Origin of the sequence: Neochlamydia sp. AcF65 (genome assembly GCF_018342435.1) — a bacterium.
Taxonomy (GTDB): Bacteria; Chlamydiota; Chlamydiia; order Chlamydiales; family Parachlamydiaceae; genus Neochlamydia.
The window spans coordinates 39,303-56,303 of the sequence record NZ_JAEMUE010000069.1 but is presented as its reverse complement, the minus strand read 5'-3'; the positions used below and the strand labels follow the sequence as shown (position 1 = coordinate 56,303).

The 17,001-nt window shown below is 37.6% G+C and carries 11 protein-coding genes; 7 read left to right on the top strand and 4 right to left on the bottom strand.

Going from position 1 to position 17,001, the window contains the following annotated elements:
* Window positions 1-18: 18 nt before the first annotated feature.
* The 7 genes from NEOC65_RS08650 (at window position 19) to nrdJ (ending at window position 10,459) form a co-directional block, all read left to right on the top strand.
* The gene (locus tag NEOC65_RS08650) at window positions 19-1,152 is read left to right on the top strand and encodes a vWA domain-containing protein (RefSeq protein ID WP_166157291.1); all 1,134 of its coding nucleotides are present in this window, start codon (window positions 19-21) and stop codon (window positions 1,150-1,152) included.
* Window positions 1,149-4,040: a vWA domain-containing protein gene (locus tag NEOC65_RS08645; protein ID WP_166157288.1), complete on the top strand. Its 2,892-nt coding sequence runs from the start codon at window positions 1,149-1,151 to the stop codon at window positions 4,038-4,040. Before NEOC65_RS08650 ends, NEOC65_RS08645 begins: the two co-directional genes overlap by 4 nt.
* Entirely contained in the window at window positions 4,034-5,782 is a 1,749-nt protein-coding gene (locus NEOC65_RS08640; protein WP_213156269.1) for a BatD family protein, read from the top strand. The genes NEOC65_RS08645 and NEOC65_RS08640 overlap by 7 nt, the downstream gene beginning before the upstream one ends.
* Window positions 5,775-6,593 carry a hypothetical protein gene (locus NEOC65_RS08635; RefSeq protein WP_213156268.1) on the top strand — a complete coding sequence of 273 codons (819 nt, stop codon included), beginning with the start codon at window positions 5,775-5,777 and terminating at the stop codon, window positions 6,591-6,593. The genes NEOC65_RS08640 and NEOC65_RS08635 overlap by 8 nt, the downstream gene beginning before the upstream one ends.
* A gap of 153 nt (window positions 6,594-6,746) precedes the next feature.
* Window positions 6,747-6,995, top strand: coding sequence for a hypothetical protein (locus tag NEOC65_RS08630; protein WP_166157279.1), 249 nt, complete (start codon window positions 6,747-6,749; stop codon window positions 6,993-6,995).
* 162 nt (window positions 6,996-7,157) lie between these two features.
* Window positions 7,158-8,138, top strand: coding sequence for a hypothetical protein (locus tag NEOC65_RS08625; RefSeq protein ID WP_166157276.1), 981 nt, complete (start codon window positions 7,158-7,160; stop codon window positions 8,136-8,138).
* A 308-nt stretch (window positions 8,139-8,446) separates the two neighbouring features.
* Window positions 8,447-10,459 carry a ribonucleoside-triphosphate reductase, adenosylcobalamin-dependent gene (gene nrdJ / locus NEOC65_RS08620; RefSeq protein ID WP_166157273.1) on the top strand — a complete coding sequence of 671 codons (2,013 nt, stop codon included), beginning with the start codon at window positions 8,447-8,449 and terminating at the stop codon, window positions 10,457-10,459.
* Window positions 10,460-11,209: 750 nt separating this feature from the next.
* Here nrdJ and NEOC65_RS08615 read toward each other — a convergent pair.
* The 4 genes from NEOC65_RS08615 to glgC form a co-directional block, all read right to left on the bottom strand.
* Window positions 11,210-11,875, bottom strand: coding sequence for a hypothetical protein (locus tag NEOC65_RS08615; protein ID WP_166157270.1), 666 nt, complete (start codon window positions 11,873-11,875; stop codon window positions 11,210-11,212).
* Window positions 11,876-11,896: 21 nt separating this feature from the next.
* Entirely contained in the window at window positions 11,897-13,285 is a 1,389-nt protein-coding gene (locus NEOC65_RS08610; protein ID WP_213156267.1) for a protein kinase family protein, read from the bottom strand.
* 1,204 nt (window positions 13,286-14,489) lie between these two features.
* Window positions 14,490-15,242, bottom strand: a complete 753-nt coding sequence (locus NEOC65_RS08605; RefSeq protein WP_166157264.1) for a metallophosphoesterase — start codon at window positions 15,240-15,242, stop codon at window positions 14,490-14,492.
* A gap of 15 nt (window positions 15,243-15,257) precedes the next feature.
* Entirely contained in the window at window positions 15,258-16,604 is a 1,347-nt protein-coding gene (gene glgC / locus NEOC65_RS08600) for a glucose-1-phosphate adenylyltransferase (protein WP_213156266.1), read from the bottom strand.
* Window positions 16,605-17,001 lie beyond the last annotated feature (397 nt).

Sequence of the window (17,001 nt, the reverse complement as noted above, 5' to 3'; positions counted from 1 at the left end):
CTGTAGTAAAGTAAATGTATGCAAAATATTTCTTTTGAAATCGACCCTTGGGGATCCATAGTAGCATTAGTTTTATTTAGCTTATGTTATGGCCTAGCAAGGAAAAAAAATCACCTGAGAAAACCGTCCCTGCTATTTTCTCATCTAGACTCTTCTTTTCTTAATTCTGGATGGAAGACCACCTTCTCTCAGCTTCCCCTTTGGCTTCATGGGGGTGGATTAATTTTGTTTTTAGTTGCTTTAGCAGACCCGCATCTTTTGGTGCGCAGGCCCTCTTTAGCTGTTGCTGAGAAAGACGATAAAAATTTTCTCCCCACCGAGGGAATTGCTATTTACTTATTACTTGATCAATCTGGTTCTATGGCAGAAGAGGTGACAGCTACCCTTGGCGGTAAAAGACAGAATATTTCCAAAGAAGCTCTCCTTAAACAAGTCACAAAAGAATTTATCGAAGGAAACCCTTCCGCAGGCTTAAAAGGAAGAGCTAACGATCTTATAGGACTCATCACCTTTGCTAGAGTGCCTCATATTCTTTCTCCTTTGACCCTAGACCATCAACAGATTTTAAAAGCTTTAGCTCATATTCAGGTGGTTAAAAAACAAGAAGACAATGGTACGGCCATGGGTTATGCTATTTACAAAACTGTTAGCATGATTGCTGCTACCCAGTATTATGCTAATCATTTAGCTCAAAAAAGTCTGCCTGCTTATAACATAAAAAATTCTATCATTATCTTAGTGACAGATGGCCTGCAAGATCCTAATATTTTAGACAAAAATAGCCTTTGGCGTAATCTAGGACTAAAAGAGGCGGCAGCTTTTGCAAAAGAAAAGGGGGTTCGTCTTTATTTTATCAATATTGATCCTAGGATGTATGCTGATCAGCTATCTTCTCAGCGGCGACAAATGGAAGAAATTACCCAATTGACGGGAGGAGGCTTATTTATATTAAATGATCCTGGTGAGATGAAAACGGTATATGCCACGATTGATCGCCTAGAAAAAAGTATTCTTCTTTCGCAAGGGCTGGTGGGAGGAAAACCGTCTATTTATCAGCAGATTTCATTTTCTCCTTATTTAATAGCAGGCGGAATGTTTATGGTATGGCTAGCCATTGTCCTGCAAACGACCTTCTTAAGGAAGGTTCCATGAACTTTAATGGGCTTTACTATACTTTTCCCCAAGCAAGCTATTTACTATTTTTTATTCTCCTATTTCTACTATTATTTTGGAGGCTTTATTGCCACCGTCTAAAAATCTTTGCTCATTATACGAGTAAAGACAAATTGCCCTATGTATTAATGGCCCAGCCTAAGCTATGCTTGGGCTTAAAGGTAGCAGCAATATGTGGAGCTTGGATGTTCCTTTGCTTAGCTTTAATGCAGCCTAAAGGCCATCCCCATTATTCTCAAGAAATGATAGAACATCTTCAACAGACGCATGATATTAAGCGTATGCAACCGCATGAGGTGGTTTTTTTGATTGATGCTTCTGCCTCTATGAGCCTATTAGATGGACGACTAGGCGAAAGCCGTTTAGAGAATGCTAAGAATATTGCCGATCAGGTAATAAGCCGCCTGCAAGGGCAGTCAGCATCGCTGTATGGGTTTACCTCAGAGGTGACCAAGCTATCTCCGCCTTCTATGGATTACCTTTTTATGCGGCTCATGTTACATCATTTGGCGATTAATGAAGGTGATGTAAGTGGAACTGATCTAAAAGATATGCTGCGCTATCTGCATGAACATTACCTGGCATCTTTAACCTCTTCTATTAAAACTATCATTATCATTTCTGATGGTGGCGATAATCGCTTGGAAGAGTTAGCGGGAAGTGCTCGTCTAAATTATATCAAAGAGCTAGAAGCTTCATTAGGTGCGCTGCAAGAAACGCGCATTTATACGATTGGTGTAGGTACATTGAAAGGCCTAGAAATTTCTCATTTAAGGGATAAAAGCCAAAGAATCATTTCTCATTTAAACGAAGATGTTTTGAAGGCTTTAAGTGAAAAAGGGGAGGGGCGCTATTACGCCGGCTATGCTTTTCCTGCTAGTGCCATTGCTGAGGATCTTGCTGCTCAAATTTCTAAAGCCGATATTTTTTCTTTAAAGGATGCAAGGCAAGCCTTAAATGTAGAAGAGGATTTAAAGTATGATTCCTATTACCAGTTTCCTTTAAGTTTGGCTATCCTTTTGTTGGCTTTTTACCTGTTATGGCCAGATAGGGCCTTTTCTTCATCTACTTCTTTGCGTTTAAATAAATTTTCAGCCTTCTTATTCATCAGCTTTTTTTTCTTAGGTAAAATTACCGCTAGTGAAAATCTGCAAGAGTCGCTGCAGCTGGGAGCCGATTATTTTTCAGCTAAAAATTATGTTGAAGCAACCAACATCTATCAAAAAATGCTAGCAGAAGATCTATCTGCATGGGAAAAAAGTGTAGTGACATATAATTTAGGGACTGCTTTGGCTGCACAAGGAAAGCAAGAGGAAGCTATCGAGATATTGCAGGCTTTATCGAGGAACAAAACTAGTGCGCCTTTATTAAGGTATCGCGTTCTTAGAAATCTTGCGCTTGCTAACTTTTATCAGGGAGAGAGGTTACGCCAAGTTCCGCAGGCTTCTTCGTCACCTCTTCCAGATTCTTATTTTAAAGCGCTTTACTTTTTTGAATGCTTTTTAGAAAACATTCCTTTAGTTCAAGAAGCTGAATGTCAACTCTTAAAACTTAGCGGGCAAGATGAGTGTCAAAAGGGCTATCCTTTAGGCCAAGCAGCTACTCTTTCTAAAATGGCTAGGGTGGATATGCGCGAAAAAGCTAGAGATAATCTTATGGTGCAGGCAGCCCCCTCGCAAAGTCTTCCATGGTTAGCAACCGGCTTGCAGCTGCTCAAGCAAGATCTTGATTTTTTGTTGGAAAGCCATCTGACAGCTTCTTTAGAAGATAAATATCGAGATCTTTTTAAGAGACATGTAATGAGTTGGCTTCCTCTATGGGATGCACTTAATCTTCAACTCCAGAGGGATAAAAATTTTTTCTTATTGGAAAGAGCGGCAAAATATTTTAATCAGGTAGCTCCCTTAATCTCAAAGAGCCATTTTACTGCCGCTGAAGCTAACCTAGGAATGGCAATGGAGGGGTTAAATCACTTTATGCATCTTCTTTTTGCGCAACATCCCTTTCAAGAGAATATAGCCAGTCTTTTAAGCGATTTTTCACTAGCCGCTTTGCAAGATCTTCTAGAATTTAATACGCTGCTTTTCTTAAAGCAAAAACTGCATAGGATTTCCTTGCCTTCAGAACATGAAAGACTTAAAGCTGGTATGGAGGCTATCGAAAATAATTTGCAGGCGAGTTCGGACCAGCTTCAACTTTTGCAGGATTTAAAAGCTCAATTGTACTTTAATGAATCTTTTCAACAGTTAAGGCGTGTTCTTTTAATTCTTCACGCCGATATTCATGCTCGTCCAGATCTAGTCCTTGAAGCTGCGATAGATGAACAGAGGCATGCATTAGCTCAGGCAAGACTTCTCGCTCGTTTGCAAGAAAGCCAAGGCGAGACTGTGCATGAGGCAGCTTTGTTTATCCTACCCTCCCAGGAATATTTGCTAACATTTTCCTCATATTTTCATCAAGCTGCCTACTCTCAGCAGCTTGCAAAATTTAATGCCAAAGCTTCGCTTGCGGGGAGGGAGGAACGTTGCCAATTTTCTCCCTGGAACGAAGTGTTTCCTTTATTTCAGCAAGGAAATAGGCTGGCTAAAAAAATTGTAGACCTTGTTCAAACTTCGTTATTAGACCTACCTAAACTTATGAAGGCTCAGGAAAAAGTATTGGATATCTGGCAAGAGGCCCTTACAAAGATGAAAGAACCTCATAAAACAGGTAAGTGCTCTATGGAACCTAATTTACAAACCTCATCTCCTCAGCCTTTTCAATCATCTTTTGAGGAGATGGCACGTTTGATTCAACAGATGAATAGGCAAGATCAACCGCTGCCTTCTCAACCTGCTTTTATCAAAGAAGGTTTAAAGCCATGGTAGCTTTTCTTTTTTATCATTGGAAACTGAAGGGGATGTTAGTCTTTTTAGGATCTATCTTGATTCAAGCTTCTGTCTTAGCAAATATTTCTGTAAGTGCTTTTCTTGATCCAGTGACTTTGCATCAAGGATGGCCCTTAAAAGGTACACTAGAAGTTACGCATAATAGCGATCAAAAAGTAGAGGAATCAAGTGCCCTTTTAAATGATCGTTTTTTAAAGATTAATTTGCTGAGGAGCGTAAAAATCTCTCCCGACAGCCTATTAACTGTCAGTATCTATCAATTTACTTTACCTCCTCAAAATCAAGGAACCTACACACTTTCTTCTTTATCTTTAAAAGTGGATGGGAAAATCTTTAAAACTTTCCCTATTACCTATGAAATTCAAGCTCCTCTTGCCTCTCCTTTAGCATCATCGGATGAGAACTTTAAGGCTGCTCTTCAGTTGGAGGCTTACAACGAAGGTCTTAAACAGTTATATCCAGGCCAAGAAACAAAATTAGTTTATCGCTATAGCTATAAAGGCAATATTGCTCTTTTAAAAGAAGTATTGCCTATGTTGGAAGCAGAGGGGTTGCAGAAAGTAGGGCGTCCTGATATCCGCACTTGGACAGAAAAAGATTTAAGCTTTTTTGAAGTTTCTCAGCAAGTTCAAGCGCTTAAACCTGGAGAATATGCTTGGGGGCCTTCCAGAATCGAAGGAGTAGTATACGTGGAAGATGCTAGAGGTAATAAGCAGTTTACAACCACTCATCTTAGCTCTCAAGCACCCCTTGTTAAACTAAGCGTAAAGCCTTTTCCCTTAGAAGATCAGCCAGCTTCTTTTAATGGAGCTTTTGGAGAATTTACGATGGATATAAACTTACTGAGTGCTGCAACCCTTAGCGTGGGAGATCCAGTTTTTGTGAGGGTAACCATTAAAGGCAATACCTCGAATTGGGATAGCGTTTCTCTTCCTGAAATTTGTTGTCAACCAGGCTTTAGCGGCCTTTTTAAAGAAAATGACCTTCCTGCGATAGGTAAAAAAGAAGATGATAGCAAATACTTTGAGATCCAGCTTTACCCTCTTTCTGCAGAGATTAAAAGTCTGCCTTCTATTCAATTTTCTTATTTTGATCCTAAGAGCGAGCTGTATAAAATTTTGCATAGCGCTCCTATTGCTCTTACTATTTCTCCTAGCGAAAATATCTTATCTACTGATCTGGCCTCTTCTCTTCCTATAACCTTTCAAAGCCAAGAAACTTTAGCAGAATGGATAAAGAGCTATCAGCATCTGCCTCCTTTAGCTTTCTATCAAATGCAATCTTTAGACCCTGCCGATTTAAGAGATAAAATTTTGGGTTCTTGGTGGGTAATAGGGTTAATTCCTTTAAGCTTAGGAGTAGTGGGACTGCAATATAAATTACAAGCTTCATTAAAAATTCGAGGAGGGAAAGCAAAAAAGAAGACGAGCTTAGGCATGTATCAAGAGATGTTAAAAGCCCCCCAAAATTCTCCTCTCTTTTATGAATTGCTTCATCGATTGTTAATCCAGCAATTATTTGAATGTGGCCTAATTAATCACCAAGAAGTTGTAGGAGCAGATCTACCTTTGGAGGGGGTCGCAGGCGAAGTACGTGCTTTGCTGCTGTCTATCGATTTTCAGCGTTATAGTGGCACAGCGCCAGATGAAAAGCTCTATTCTCAAGCTTTAGAAGAAGGGCAGCGGTTGCACCAAAAACTTCAAGAGATTAAACATGGTTAATAAAACGATCTATTTTTGTGCTTTGCTTAGCATAGCAGTAGGGTATGCTCTCTTAAATTTTTTTATCCTTCCTTTTTCTAATCCTTCCGGACCTCTTTTAGAGCAAGCACGTGCAGCTTATCAAGAGGCTGCGCAATCTAACAATTTTTTTCATCGTCGCCAATCCCTCAACAGATTATTGATAATTTATCATTCTTTAGATAAACTTTATTGCCCTCTGCAGGGCAATGGTGCCCTGTATAGTAACTTGGCTGAAACCTATTTTAATCTTGAGCAGTATCCCTGGGCGGCTTTTTATTTTTATCAGTCTAAGCGCTTAAGGCCACGCGATCTGGAAGTTGAGTTTAAATTAAAAGAAACGCTTGCTAAGTTAAATATCCCTTCTACGCAGTCACCTTCCTTGTTAAAAAAAGTTTTTTCCTTTCACTTTTATTTGTCTTTGCCCGAGCGTTTAGAAATTCTATGTGTCTTTACTTTTCTTTTTTGCAGTCTTGCCTCTTTATGGATATGGAAAAATTGGGCAAGGTTAAAAATTCTGGTGGGTAGCGTAGCCCTTGTAAATCTCTTATTTTTTTGTAGCATTATTTATAGCCAATATTTTGAGCCTATAGAAGGTGTTTTGATTCACGCGACTCACTTATATGGAGAAAAAAATCTTAACTTGGCTTTAGTGACTTTGCAACCTTTAAGGGGAGGAAGTAAAGTAGAGGTGCTGGAATCTGAAGAACAGGGAAGGGTGTTAAAGATACGAACGACCGATCATTTAATAGGTTTCATTTCTCAAGAATCTATTCGCTTTTTGAGGCCTTAAAAGTTGGATTGAAAATATTTGTAAGAGGCTAAGCTACCTTAAACTCACGAACATTTTGTATAGCTTCTATATCTGCCTGGCTCCTAATTTTCGCTTGTAATTAATATGAATTTTTTGATATTCTGGTCAGCACATTACTTTTGGAGAAAAAGAATGATAGCACAAGACAGTGATAGACCCACGCTGCATGAAAGTAATTCAGAGGCATGGAGCTTACCAAGCTCAACCTTTTGCCCTGTTTTAAGCAACTCCTATCTTACTCTAAAAAACACTTTAGACGGTACTTTGAAAAATACTTTAGAATTTGACAGAAAATGCCGAGCCTTAGAAGTGTTGTTTGTCGAACTGCAAGAGCGTGTTCATCAAATGGAAAAGCAGCTTTCCCGAGTTAGAGATTATTAAATGTTGATAGCTCCTTTATTCTTTTAAACTTTCACCTACTTTTTAATTTAACTTTAATAGCGTTTTCGTCTACAAACTTCTTTATCTTTCTTGCTTACTTACCTAGATTATTTATTATAAATATGCTATGATTTTTTATATAAAAAAGGGTGACATACTCCTATGAATATTGAGCGGCGTGCTTTGTTTAATTCTTTGCGTATAAATTGGTTGTTAGATCCTAACACCCAGGTGCAACCTTGGCAGGTTGAGGATTATCGTCGTCTTTCTCATGAAGATTTATTTGAAAGATTGCGTCAAAAAGATATGGCTTTAGATAAAGTTTCCCTGCTGGCGTTGGCGCAAGATGTGGATTCACCGGAGGAGCTGTGCGAGGGTTTAGTCGCAGATTTAAATTTAGAGGCAAGTGAGCAAGATCAAATATATTTAGTGGTTTTCGAATTATGGCGCCGTTTTGTAAATGAAAAGCCCTGTTTATCCATTTTTTGTGATGAATTAGATCATCAAATTTTTGCTTATGATCAAGGAAAATGTGCTTATCCAGCAGACATTCAAGATGCAATGTCTAATCTAGAGATGATTCTTGGTAAGCATGCTGATGAAGGAGCAGACCCTTTGGAGATATTCGAAATGGTATCTCAAGGATGCGCCCATGATTTGGAAACATTTCTATATGATTATATTGCTGAGCAGATTGACGATCATCATTATCCTTATGCAGCTGATTTGCTAGAGAGCTTTGGACCTTATTGTAAGGATGTAGCTTGGTTTGATTTTTTGCGGGCACGCCTTCTTTATCGTTCTGAGCCCGAAAACTCGGATGAAATAATTTTGCACCTCATTCAACGCATTAAAAAAGCGCAGGATTTAGATTTGAGTTTAGAAGTTCTTACTTTTTTATCCAATGGAGGCACTCCTGAACTATTTCGTCTACTTGTCCGTCAAACATTTCCTATGCTTGAAATAGAAGAGGACTTTCAAGAGCTTTTGACAATCTGTGCTGACTACTATCATTTATTAGATCAAGAGCAAGAAGAGCAAAAAATCCAAAAAATTTTAAAGCAAAGAGCTTCGCATGCTTTAGATAATCCAATCCAACTTAAAGATGTGAAGCTTGCAGAGCTTGTGAAGATGTTCAAATAAAAAAGAAAGTATTTTCTAGTAAACTTAAGCTCTTTATCCTTAAAACTATAGATAACTGAAAAAAGGTTTTTTAATCCGCTTCAGCTCTTTTAGAATCAATAACTTAAAAGCTCTTCTTTTCTTTCTTCCCAGGGAGGATTTAAAAAAAAAGTCGATATTGACTTTTAAGGCAAAAAAGGAGATACCTTGGACGTTTAAAAACACAAGCGGTAGTGGTTTTTTTGCTTTTATACCACAACATCTTGTGTTTTTAGAAAAAGAAAGAAAGAGATTTTTAAAATATTTTATCTATGTAAGGATTAAAGATCATGACAAAACCAACAGCAAGGGCTATGGCCACAGCTTTGAGAACATATCATCGCCCTATCAATGAGGGAGAAACTTTGCTAGAAAGTTGGGATCAAGTTGTTGAACGAGTAATTAGCCATCAGCATTGGCTGTGGGAAAGAGCTTTAGGGCGTAATCTGAGTGATCGCGAAGATGATGAATTGGAAGAGCTACGCGGGCTTATTCTTAATCGTCAAGTAGCACCTGCCGGCAGAACTTTATGGTTGGGTGGAACAGAGTTGAGCCGTAAACGTGAGTCTAGCATGTTTAATTGTTCTTATACCCATGTGGAAACAGTCTATGATATTGTCGATGTGCTTTGGCTCTTGTTACAAGGTTGCGGTGTAGGCTTTAGGCCTATTACTGGCACTCTAAACGGTTTTCGTAGGCCTTTACAAGAGATTCGGGTGATTCGTTCTAATCGAACAGGCAAAGGTGGCGAGCAGAATAATGTAGAAACTTATGATCCTGAAACAAAAACATGGACAATTAAAGTCGGAGATTCAGCGATTGCTTGGGCAAAAGCTGTGGGTAAACTAGTGGCAGGTAAATATCCTGCTAGAACTTTAGTACTTGATTTTTCTGAGATCCGACCTGCAGGGACACGCCTTAAAGGGTATGGCTGGATTTCATCAGGAGATGAGCAAATTGCTAAAGCCTTTAAAGCGATTGCTAAAATTTTATCCGACCGGGCTGATCAGCTTCTGACTCGCATAGATATCTTAGATATCGTCAATTGGCTGGGTACCATTCTTTCTAGCCGCCGCTCAGCCCAGATTGCGCTATTTGAATATGCTCAACCAGAATGGGAAGAGTTTGCAGTAGCAAAAAAAGAATGGTGGCTTAAAGGAAATGCTCATCGTCAACAATCCAATAATAGCCTTCTTTTTCGCCAAAAACCAACCAAAGCAGAATTAGAAAGCCTTTTTCAACTCATGATGGATTCTGGAGGATCAGAACCTGGTTTTATTAATGCCATGGAGGCTGAAAGGAGGGCACCTTGGTTTAAAGGCTGTAATCCATGTGTAGAGATTCTTTTAGGTAATAAAAGTTTTTGCAACTTAACCGAGGTAAATGTATTAGCATTTAAAGGGGATAAAATTGGCTTAGAGAGAGCCCTTTATCTAGCCGGCAGAATGAACTATCGTCAAACGATGGTTAACTTAAGAGATGAAATCCTTCAAGAAGCTTGGCATCTCAATAATGATTTTCTCCATCTATGTGGGGTAGGTTTAACAGGTATTCGTGCAAGAAGTGATCTGACTGCCTATGATTACAAGCGTATGCGTAATATCACTGTAAGTGCAGCTTATAGTATGGCTAATGAGCTTAATTCTCCTTTGCCTAAAAACGTCACTTGCGTGAAACCTAGTGGCACCTTAAGCAAAATCATGGGAACAGAAGAATGGGGTGAAGTGCCAGAAGGGGTGCATTTACCGCTAGGAAAATATATTTTCAATAATATTACTTATTCTAAGCATGATCCATTAGTGGGACGTTTTCGCGCTGCAGGCTATACGGTGGTAGAAAAACCTTACGAGCCAGAATCTGTGCTTGTTAAATTTCCTGTAAAATTTGAAGGCATTTCGTTTACGCGGATGATGGTCACCAGGAAGAATGGCAAAGTGGAAGAGGTAGAGGTAAACACCGATTCGGCTGTTCATCAGCTCGAGTGGTATAAACTTTTACAAGAAACATGGTGTGAGCAGAATGTTTCCAATACCATCTCTTATGATCCCTCCGAGGTTCCTGCTATTATTGACTGGCTGTTAGAGAATTGGGATACTTATGTAGGAGTCTCCTTCCTATTTCGTAATGATCCTACAAAAAATGCCGAAGACCTAGGATATGCCTATTTACCACAGGAAGTGGTCACTAAAGAAAACTATGATACCTATGTGGCTAAGTTGAAAGATATCGATTATTCAGGCATTGAAATGCGCGATGAAGAGCTAGAAGCTGCTTGTGCAACAGGTGCTTGTCCCGTCCGTTAAGCTAGGCGATAAGCTAAAAAGAGACTAGGTAGCAAGCATTGGACCTTAGCTTGCTACTTAGTTATCCTTAAATGGACCCTCTACTAGGAATAGCTTTTAAATTAAAAAAAATGCACTTTGCTGGTTTTAGTTTTTAATAGAGTGTAAGGGTTAGATCTCTTAAAGAGGAGAGAAATTTTTAACAGAGTTTAATTTTTAATCTTGACTCTTAATAAAGAGACTTAATCAGCTAGTTCTTTATGGCCTTTCCTATCGACCGCGTAAAAGAAGCTTTAAGAAACTTAGTCATTGCACGTAAGGCCTTTTTAAGTAGTTAGTCTGCCTAGGACGCAAGATGAAAGGAGGTGCTTTAGACCTGCATCAGAACTCTTTATCGGTAAGCGAAATCTATTCTAGCTTTTCTGGCAGAAGCCATACCTACATGCGTACTAGGTAAGCTATAGTCCTACCTGCAAGACTTCTTATATGTAAGCGATCTGGGGATAGTGCTCCTTAAATTTTTCAGGAGAAAGAATCAATAGGAATCAAAAAGGGCAGCCTTTAAAAAACTAGCAATTTGCAAGCATCTTTAAATTTATAGATGCCTGCAGAATCGCATCTTAAGCTTACTATACTCTGGCAACTTTTACAAAACTTGCCCCAGCTGTCAAATCATGATATTGCCTTCCAACAGGCCCGCCTATCATTATCCTTAATTTTTATGAATTTTGGTCCTCTACCCATCTGTCAATGATAAATGTTAATCCTAGCTTAACTTGTAACATGTATAATAGCCCGAATATTTTGGCATAGTTGAGAGATTTCTGAGAAATTATGATGCTCAATTTTATCTCTTAAAGTAGAAATTCTATCAGCTAGCTCGTTGAGTTTTTGATTCTCTAAAGACTTATTTTCCACGGGGCAGCTTTTTTCTAATAAGGGCCGATAGATTTCATCTAACTTCTGTATGTAGTCGTCCAAGTCTTTTAAGTCTAAAGGAATAAAGTCTTCAAGCTCATATTTGGCTAATTCTTCCCAGGAAAATAAAAGATCTTGTAGATGCTCACTAGCTTCTTGCAAAGACATGTTTTTAGTTTGAGTGTAAGCCAATAACCAGGGATCCTGCGCATCTACTAATAGATGGTTGCTTAGTAAAGTGAGCTGTTGTTGTTTGGTTTTTAGATACTTTTCTACATCTTTGACTATCAGCTTATATTTTTCATAATTAACAGGGTGGCTTTTTTTTATCAATTGATAATATAGTTTCTCTAAATTAAATAGAAAATGGGTTTTAAGAGCTTTTGGTGCATAATATTTTATGCGATTATAGGTATCTTTATTTAATTTTAAAGGGCTACTAAATGTTAAAGTAAATTTTTTTAAAAAATCTGCTCGAGCTGCCAAATCATGATATTCTCCTCTAACAGGTACACTCATTTTTTCCCTACTTATCTTTTATTAATGAAATTCTTTTTTCACGATTTTTAATAGTTTTTTGAATGTTTCTACCCTATCAGAAAGCACTGCTTCTTGTGAAGAGGGATTATTAGGCGAGGAAACATCTAATAATGCTGGTAATACTTCTAAGTCTTTGCAAGCTTCTAGTAAATTATAGGCTCCTTTACGAAAACCCTCTTGTAAGAAAACTCTAATTTTATCATCTTTCTTTAAACCCTCCTGATACTCCTCAGCTGTTACAGGATCATCTTTAAGTTTAAAGTTAATAGAGGTGCACAAATTATCAATAATTTTTTCAGTTAAATTTCCTTTGGCTAAATTTTCAAGAGTCTTAGCGACAGTTGTCCAATTTCTACTATCAACTTTAAAATCATGATCAATTAAAGCTATACTTCTCTTCCCCTCTGAGGGCTCAGTTTGTAAGAGTAAATTATCCAAATTATTTGATCTTTCAGGATGCATGCGATCTGTATTGTGGAATAATACGTCTAAAAAGATCATTTCTCCTATATCCAATAAAATCTTTTCTTGCGTTAAGGCTTTCATAAATTCATCTACTGGCAGCTCAGCAAAAGGTGTGCCTGAAATATACTTCATTACCATTATATGTTGAGTACTTTCTAGCTGATATTCTAATTGCCTAATTCTCTCCCCATAGATTTCTGCTTGTTGGCTATCTTCTGCCAGCTGATGCTTTTCTCTTAAATCATTTAACGCCAAATTTTCTAGCTTCTTTAAGGCTAGTTGCCCTAACTCTGATTCTCTAGGGAATGTAGTATAAAGAGGGGTTGAAAAATTTAGCTTTCTATAAAAATGATCAGCGATCACATGGGTGCTAGGATTTGGCATTAATTTTAGAGCAAGAGGAGCCTCACTATAATCGGTATGATGTAGAAAATATATTCCTGTCTGTCCTGCTATAGAGCGTAGAATTTGAACAGTTTCTGGTAGTGTTCTTTCTAACTCTCCAAGAACAGCTCGATGATTTATAGCTATCTCGATAGGTACCTTACTTCCCACAGAAGAAGAAGAGCTAAAAATGCTAAAAAACTTTTTGGAAAGAGTTTGTGGTTCTTTTGTGCTAAAAATTCTGTTTATGCTCTTTTGCGTTTCAATTACTTGATCTTCACTTAAATAGGGGGGTAGCTTACTAATAGAAATTTCTATTATCTTTTCATGAGTTAGTTTTGTAAAACCTGATGGAATTTCCTTCTTACGGCCTACGGCGATCTCATTCTCGCGAGGGTTTAGGTAAATATACTTTCTTCCCTCTTTTTTGACAGCTTCCTGTTGGCTATCTAACATTTGGCCAACAAGGATGTTCCAGCCCTCTAAAGATAAGGTATCAAGGTTGGCTCTGACAAATGGACTCTGTGAACTATTATCCATAGATAACCATATTAAATTACTATGCTTATAAAGCTATTATAAAATTAATTTTAAATTAAAAACATTAAATTAATTAATTAAATGAAAATTTTTATTATTATTATAAATAAATACTTAATCATTAATACATTGTTATATCAGTAGACAAAAGAGTGAAAAAACTAGAGGATATTAGAAAAATTACAGGAAGATTTAAGCTGGCAAAGCAACGGATATGATTATCATTCTTTTCCTTGAAGAAGGAGAGGAAAATGAATACTCATAAGCCAAATAGCGTTTTTGTTGTATTTAAAGCTCTGGAAGATTCAAGGAAGCAAAGCAGCCAAGTTTATAGCTATTTGACATCCCTATCATTGGCATTTTAGCGGTTTCATGGAGTGCAAATGATTGGGCAACAATCTATTGATGGGTATCTTGCAACCTAATTTGGCTGCAATAGCATGGAATTTGCCTAGCAGGCGTACATAATCCTTTAGGAAGGATTTTCGCTATGTTTTTGCCTCAAATTTTGAAAGATGTTTTATATGCTGGACATCAGCTAAGGCAGGGGCTATCAAAGGAGAAATTGCTATAGATGGCAAATAAGAGGCATCTCAAGATGCAGCTTGCGAAGGAAAAGCTATTCATAGGATTAATCTGTTTGCAGCCAAAAGTAAGAGACTTGGCCGGCTTGCTTACGGATACAAGATCAAAAGAAATAACTGCCATTCTATTCTTATTAAACATGCTGGGTATTTAAAAGAGCTGTAGTTACTATTGATGCGCTTGGATGTCAAAAGGTTATAGCTAAATATGTTAGCAATCAAGGAGGTTGTTACTTACTCGCCGCGAAAGGTAATCGAGGGAATCTACATGCAAAAACCGAAAACATTTTTGATCAAGCTATAAAGGTAACACCTAAAAAAACGAGTGATGATTATGATTCGATTTGAAGAAAAGAGCATCCAGCGTTTTTATGCCATCTTTAAGGAAGTTTGTATGGAGGGTTCTTAAACCTTTTTCAAGCTTAGCCAATAAGTTAGTAGCTCAAGTTTAAAAGCTTTTTTTGCTTATTCAGTCTGTAAAGTTCACAAAGTTTTTTGTGCAATAACGCGCGTTGAAAAAGCTTTAAATACGTGAGAAGTACCTAGTAGTCTCAGAATTTTGAAAGTATTAAGAAATTTTACCTTAGAGCCTTATAAAGAAGAAAGAGGATGGTAAAAATTTAGCTGTAGATTAGCTTAGGAATAAAATCAAGGTAATCCCCTGAAGTTAAAATGTAACGAATCTGATTTTTTTCACCGAATAAGGGTAGATGTTTTTTTACATTATGTAAATGTCCGAAGAGGCAGGTATTAACATGATATTTCTCTAGCAGCTGGGAGACGGCTGAGTCTTTGAGGTCGGCACTAATAGGAGGGTAATGAGTCATGGCGATACGAATGGAAGCTTGAGAATTAAGGCATTTTAGGCTGCTTTCTAAGCGCTGTAATTCGCGTTGAAAAATCTTTTCAGCTTCTATTGGCTGATCATTTTTTTCTAGCAAAGTTTTTACACGAGGATTTTCTTTAAATTCGATATAAGCATTAAAATCATACGCGCTACTGTCCCATAGTCTACTACCGCCAATAGAATATTCCTTCCAATGAAAGGCATTATTTTGGATAAGATGAATAGAGGAAGGAAGAATCTTTTCTATTTTGCTAAGAGAACCCCACCAATAATCATGATTCCCTTTAATCATCACTTTAGTGCCAGGAAGTTCATGAATCCATTTTAAATCTTCAAAAGCATCTTTTAGGTGAATAGCCCACGAAATATCGCCTGGAAGGAGAACTAAATCAGAAGGCTGAATGCAATTAAGCCAATTCTTTTTAATTTTCTCTGTATAATTTATCCAAGGCTCTCCAAAGACATCCATTTTTTTTTCAGGGGTGCCAAATGCAAGGTGTAAATCAGCTAGAGCCCAAATTGCCATTAAAGTTACTTAAAGTTATAAGGTAAAACCATCGGGAATGCAGGCCCCACGAGGGACAATAATAATGCCATCGCGTATAAAAATTTCGTTACTGTTATAATGAGTGAGCTTATCTGCATTATTTAAACAGACATTATTGCCGATGCAGGCATGTTTGTCAATGATCGCTCGTTCAATCAAACAATTTTGCCCAATTTGATAATTTTTTGCTGTTTGATTGTCTTGCATGGGGGAATGGTAATGATCATTACCAAGAATGTAACAATCTTTGATGACAGTGCCTGTGCCTACTTGAGTACGAGGTCCTAAGATACTATGAAATACTTCTTTGGCTTCGATTACGGAGCCTTCACAAATAATGGATTGCTGTACTTTGGTATTGTAAATTTTAGCCGCAGGAAGATTTAAACTATTAGTGACTAATAGATGCTTTTCGTCATACCAATTAAACTCCGGCTTATCTTCTGTAAGGGCTAGATTGGCATGATAGTAGGATTCAATTGTTCCAATATCTTCCCAATAGCCATCATAAAGATAGGCGGCAGCATTGCCGTTTTTAATGATGTTGGGAATTAAATGTTTTCCAAAATCTTCACGCATATCGGTAAGAAGGAGTTTTAAAAGAGCTTTTCTCTTAAATAGATAGATACCCATCGATCCTAAGCAAGCGCCCTCTTTATTATTCTTAAGTTGAAATTTTTTAAGGGTATTTTCGCTAACTTTAAATGCTTTTACTTGTTCCATATCTGTAGGTTTTTCCACAAATTCGGTAATACGTTCATTAGGATCAATTTTTAAGATCCCAAAACGGTTAGCTTGACTCTCTTCAATAGGTAGGGTAGCAATGACCACATCTGCATTGGTCCGTTGCGCAACTTGCATCATTTTTTTGTAATCCATCTGATACAGTTGGTCTCCGGATAGTATTAAAAAGTAATCGATAGGAACATCGGTTAAATATTCAAGGTTTTGGCGAATAGCATCGGCTGTTCCTTGAAACCAGGCTTTAGTATGAGGTTTTTCTTCCACTGACAAAACTTCTACAAAGCCAGCTGTGAATGTGCCTGGTCGATAAGTTTTAAAAATATGGTCATGCAAGGTTTTAGAAAGAAACTGGGTAACAATAAATATTTTATGGCAACCAGAATGAATAGAATTAGACATGGGCACATCAATAAGGCGATATTTACCACCAAAAGTAACGGCAGGCTTACAATCAGAACGTGTAAGAGGATAAAGGCGAGAGCCTTGCCCTCCACCTAAGATAATGGTGGCTACACGGCTCATATCACATGAGAGTTCAGCAGTCGTATGGTGGATGGTCGGATGTTGTCCTAAATGATTTGCTTGTAAAGTGGCCATATTATTTCTCCTAAAAGTGACTTAACCGCACTTTAAATAAAGAGTATAATTACATCAAGAAATCAATTTAATTTTGGAGGATTAAGCCTTTTTAAGCAGCTCTGAAGGTGATAATCGAGGGTATATAAGTTATTTAAACTATATGATTTTTTTAATTAAAGGAGCCTTGCAGCAAATGTTCATTCTAGCTTTGCTCTCTTTCTTTTTAAGATAGGGGTTTCCGCATGAAAGTAGCTTGACAAAGGTTTAAAAGTGGTGATCTATTCCTAAAAAAGTAAAGAATTACAACGATAAAATAGTACGCTTAAAAAACTTGTAGTTCTAGCATTTGAGGATATGCACTAGCCTTTTTCTAAATTTTAATAAGGATGATGATTGAGGGGGAGAAAGAATATTA

What these genes read in the sequence shown, in the direction of transcription:
- nrdJ (WP_166157273.1), top strand. Translation starts at nt 8,447, where the DNA reads ATGACAAAACCAACAGCAAGGGCTATGGCCACAGCTTTGAGAACATAT.
- NEOC65_RS08640 (WP_213156269.1), top strand. Translation starts at nt 4,034, where the DNA reads ATGGTAGCTTTTCTTTTTTATCATTGGAAACTGAAGGGGATGTTAGTC.
- NEOC65_RS08630 (WP_166157279.1), top strand. Translation starts at nt 6,747, where the DNA reads ATGATAGCACAAGACAGTGATAGACCCACGCTGCATGAAAGTAATTCA.
- glgC (WP_213156266.1), bottom strand. Translation starts at nt 16,604, where the DNA reads ATGGCCACTTTACAAGCAAATCATTTAGGACAACATCCGACCATCCAC.
- NEOC65_RS08650 (WP_166157291.1), top strand. Translation starts at nt 19, where the DNA reads ATGCAAAATATTTCTTTTGAAATCGACCCTTGGGGATCCATAGTAGCA.
- NEOC65_RS08610 (WP_213156267.1), bottom strand. Translation starts at nt 13,285, where the DNA reads ATGGATAATAGTTCACAGAGTCCATTTGTCAGAGCCAACCTTGATACC.
- NEOC65_RS08615 (WP_166157270.1), bottom strand. Translation starts at nt 11,875, where the DNA reads ATGAGTGTACCTGTTAGAGGAGAATATCATGATTTGGCAGCTCGAGCA.
- NEOC65_RS08625 (WP_166157276.1), top strand. Translation starts at nt 7,158, where the DNA reads ATGAATATTGAGCGGCGTGCTTTGTTTAATTCTTTGCGTATAAATTGG.
- NEOC65_RS08645 (WP_166157288.1), top strand. Translation starts at nt 1,149, where the DNA reads ATGAACTTTAATGGGCTTTACTATACTTTTCCCCAAGCAAGCTATTTA.
- NEOC65_RS08635 (WP_213156268.1), top strand. Translation starts at nt 5,775, where the DNA reads ATGGTTAATAAAACGATCTATTTTTGTGCTTTGCTTAGCATAGCAGTA.
- NEOC65_RS08605 (WP_166157264.1), bottom strand. Translation starts at nt 15,242, where the DNA reads ATGGCAATTTGGGCTCTAGCTGATTTACACCTTGCATTTGGCACCCCT.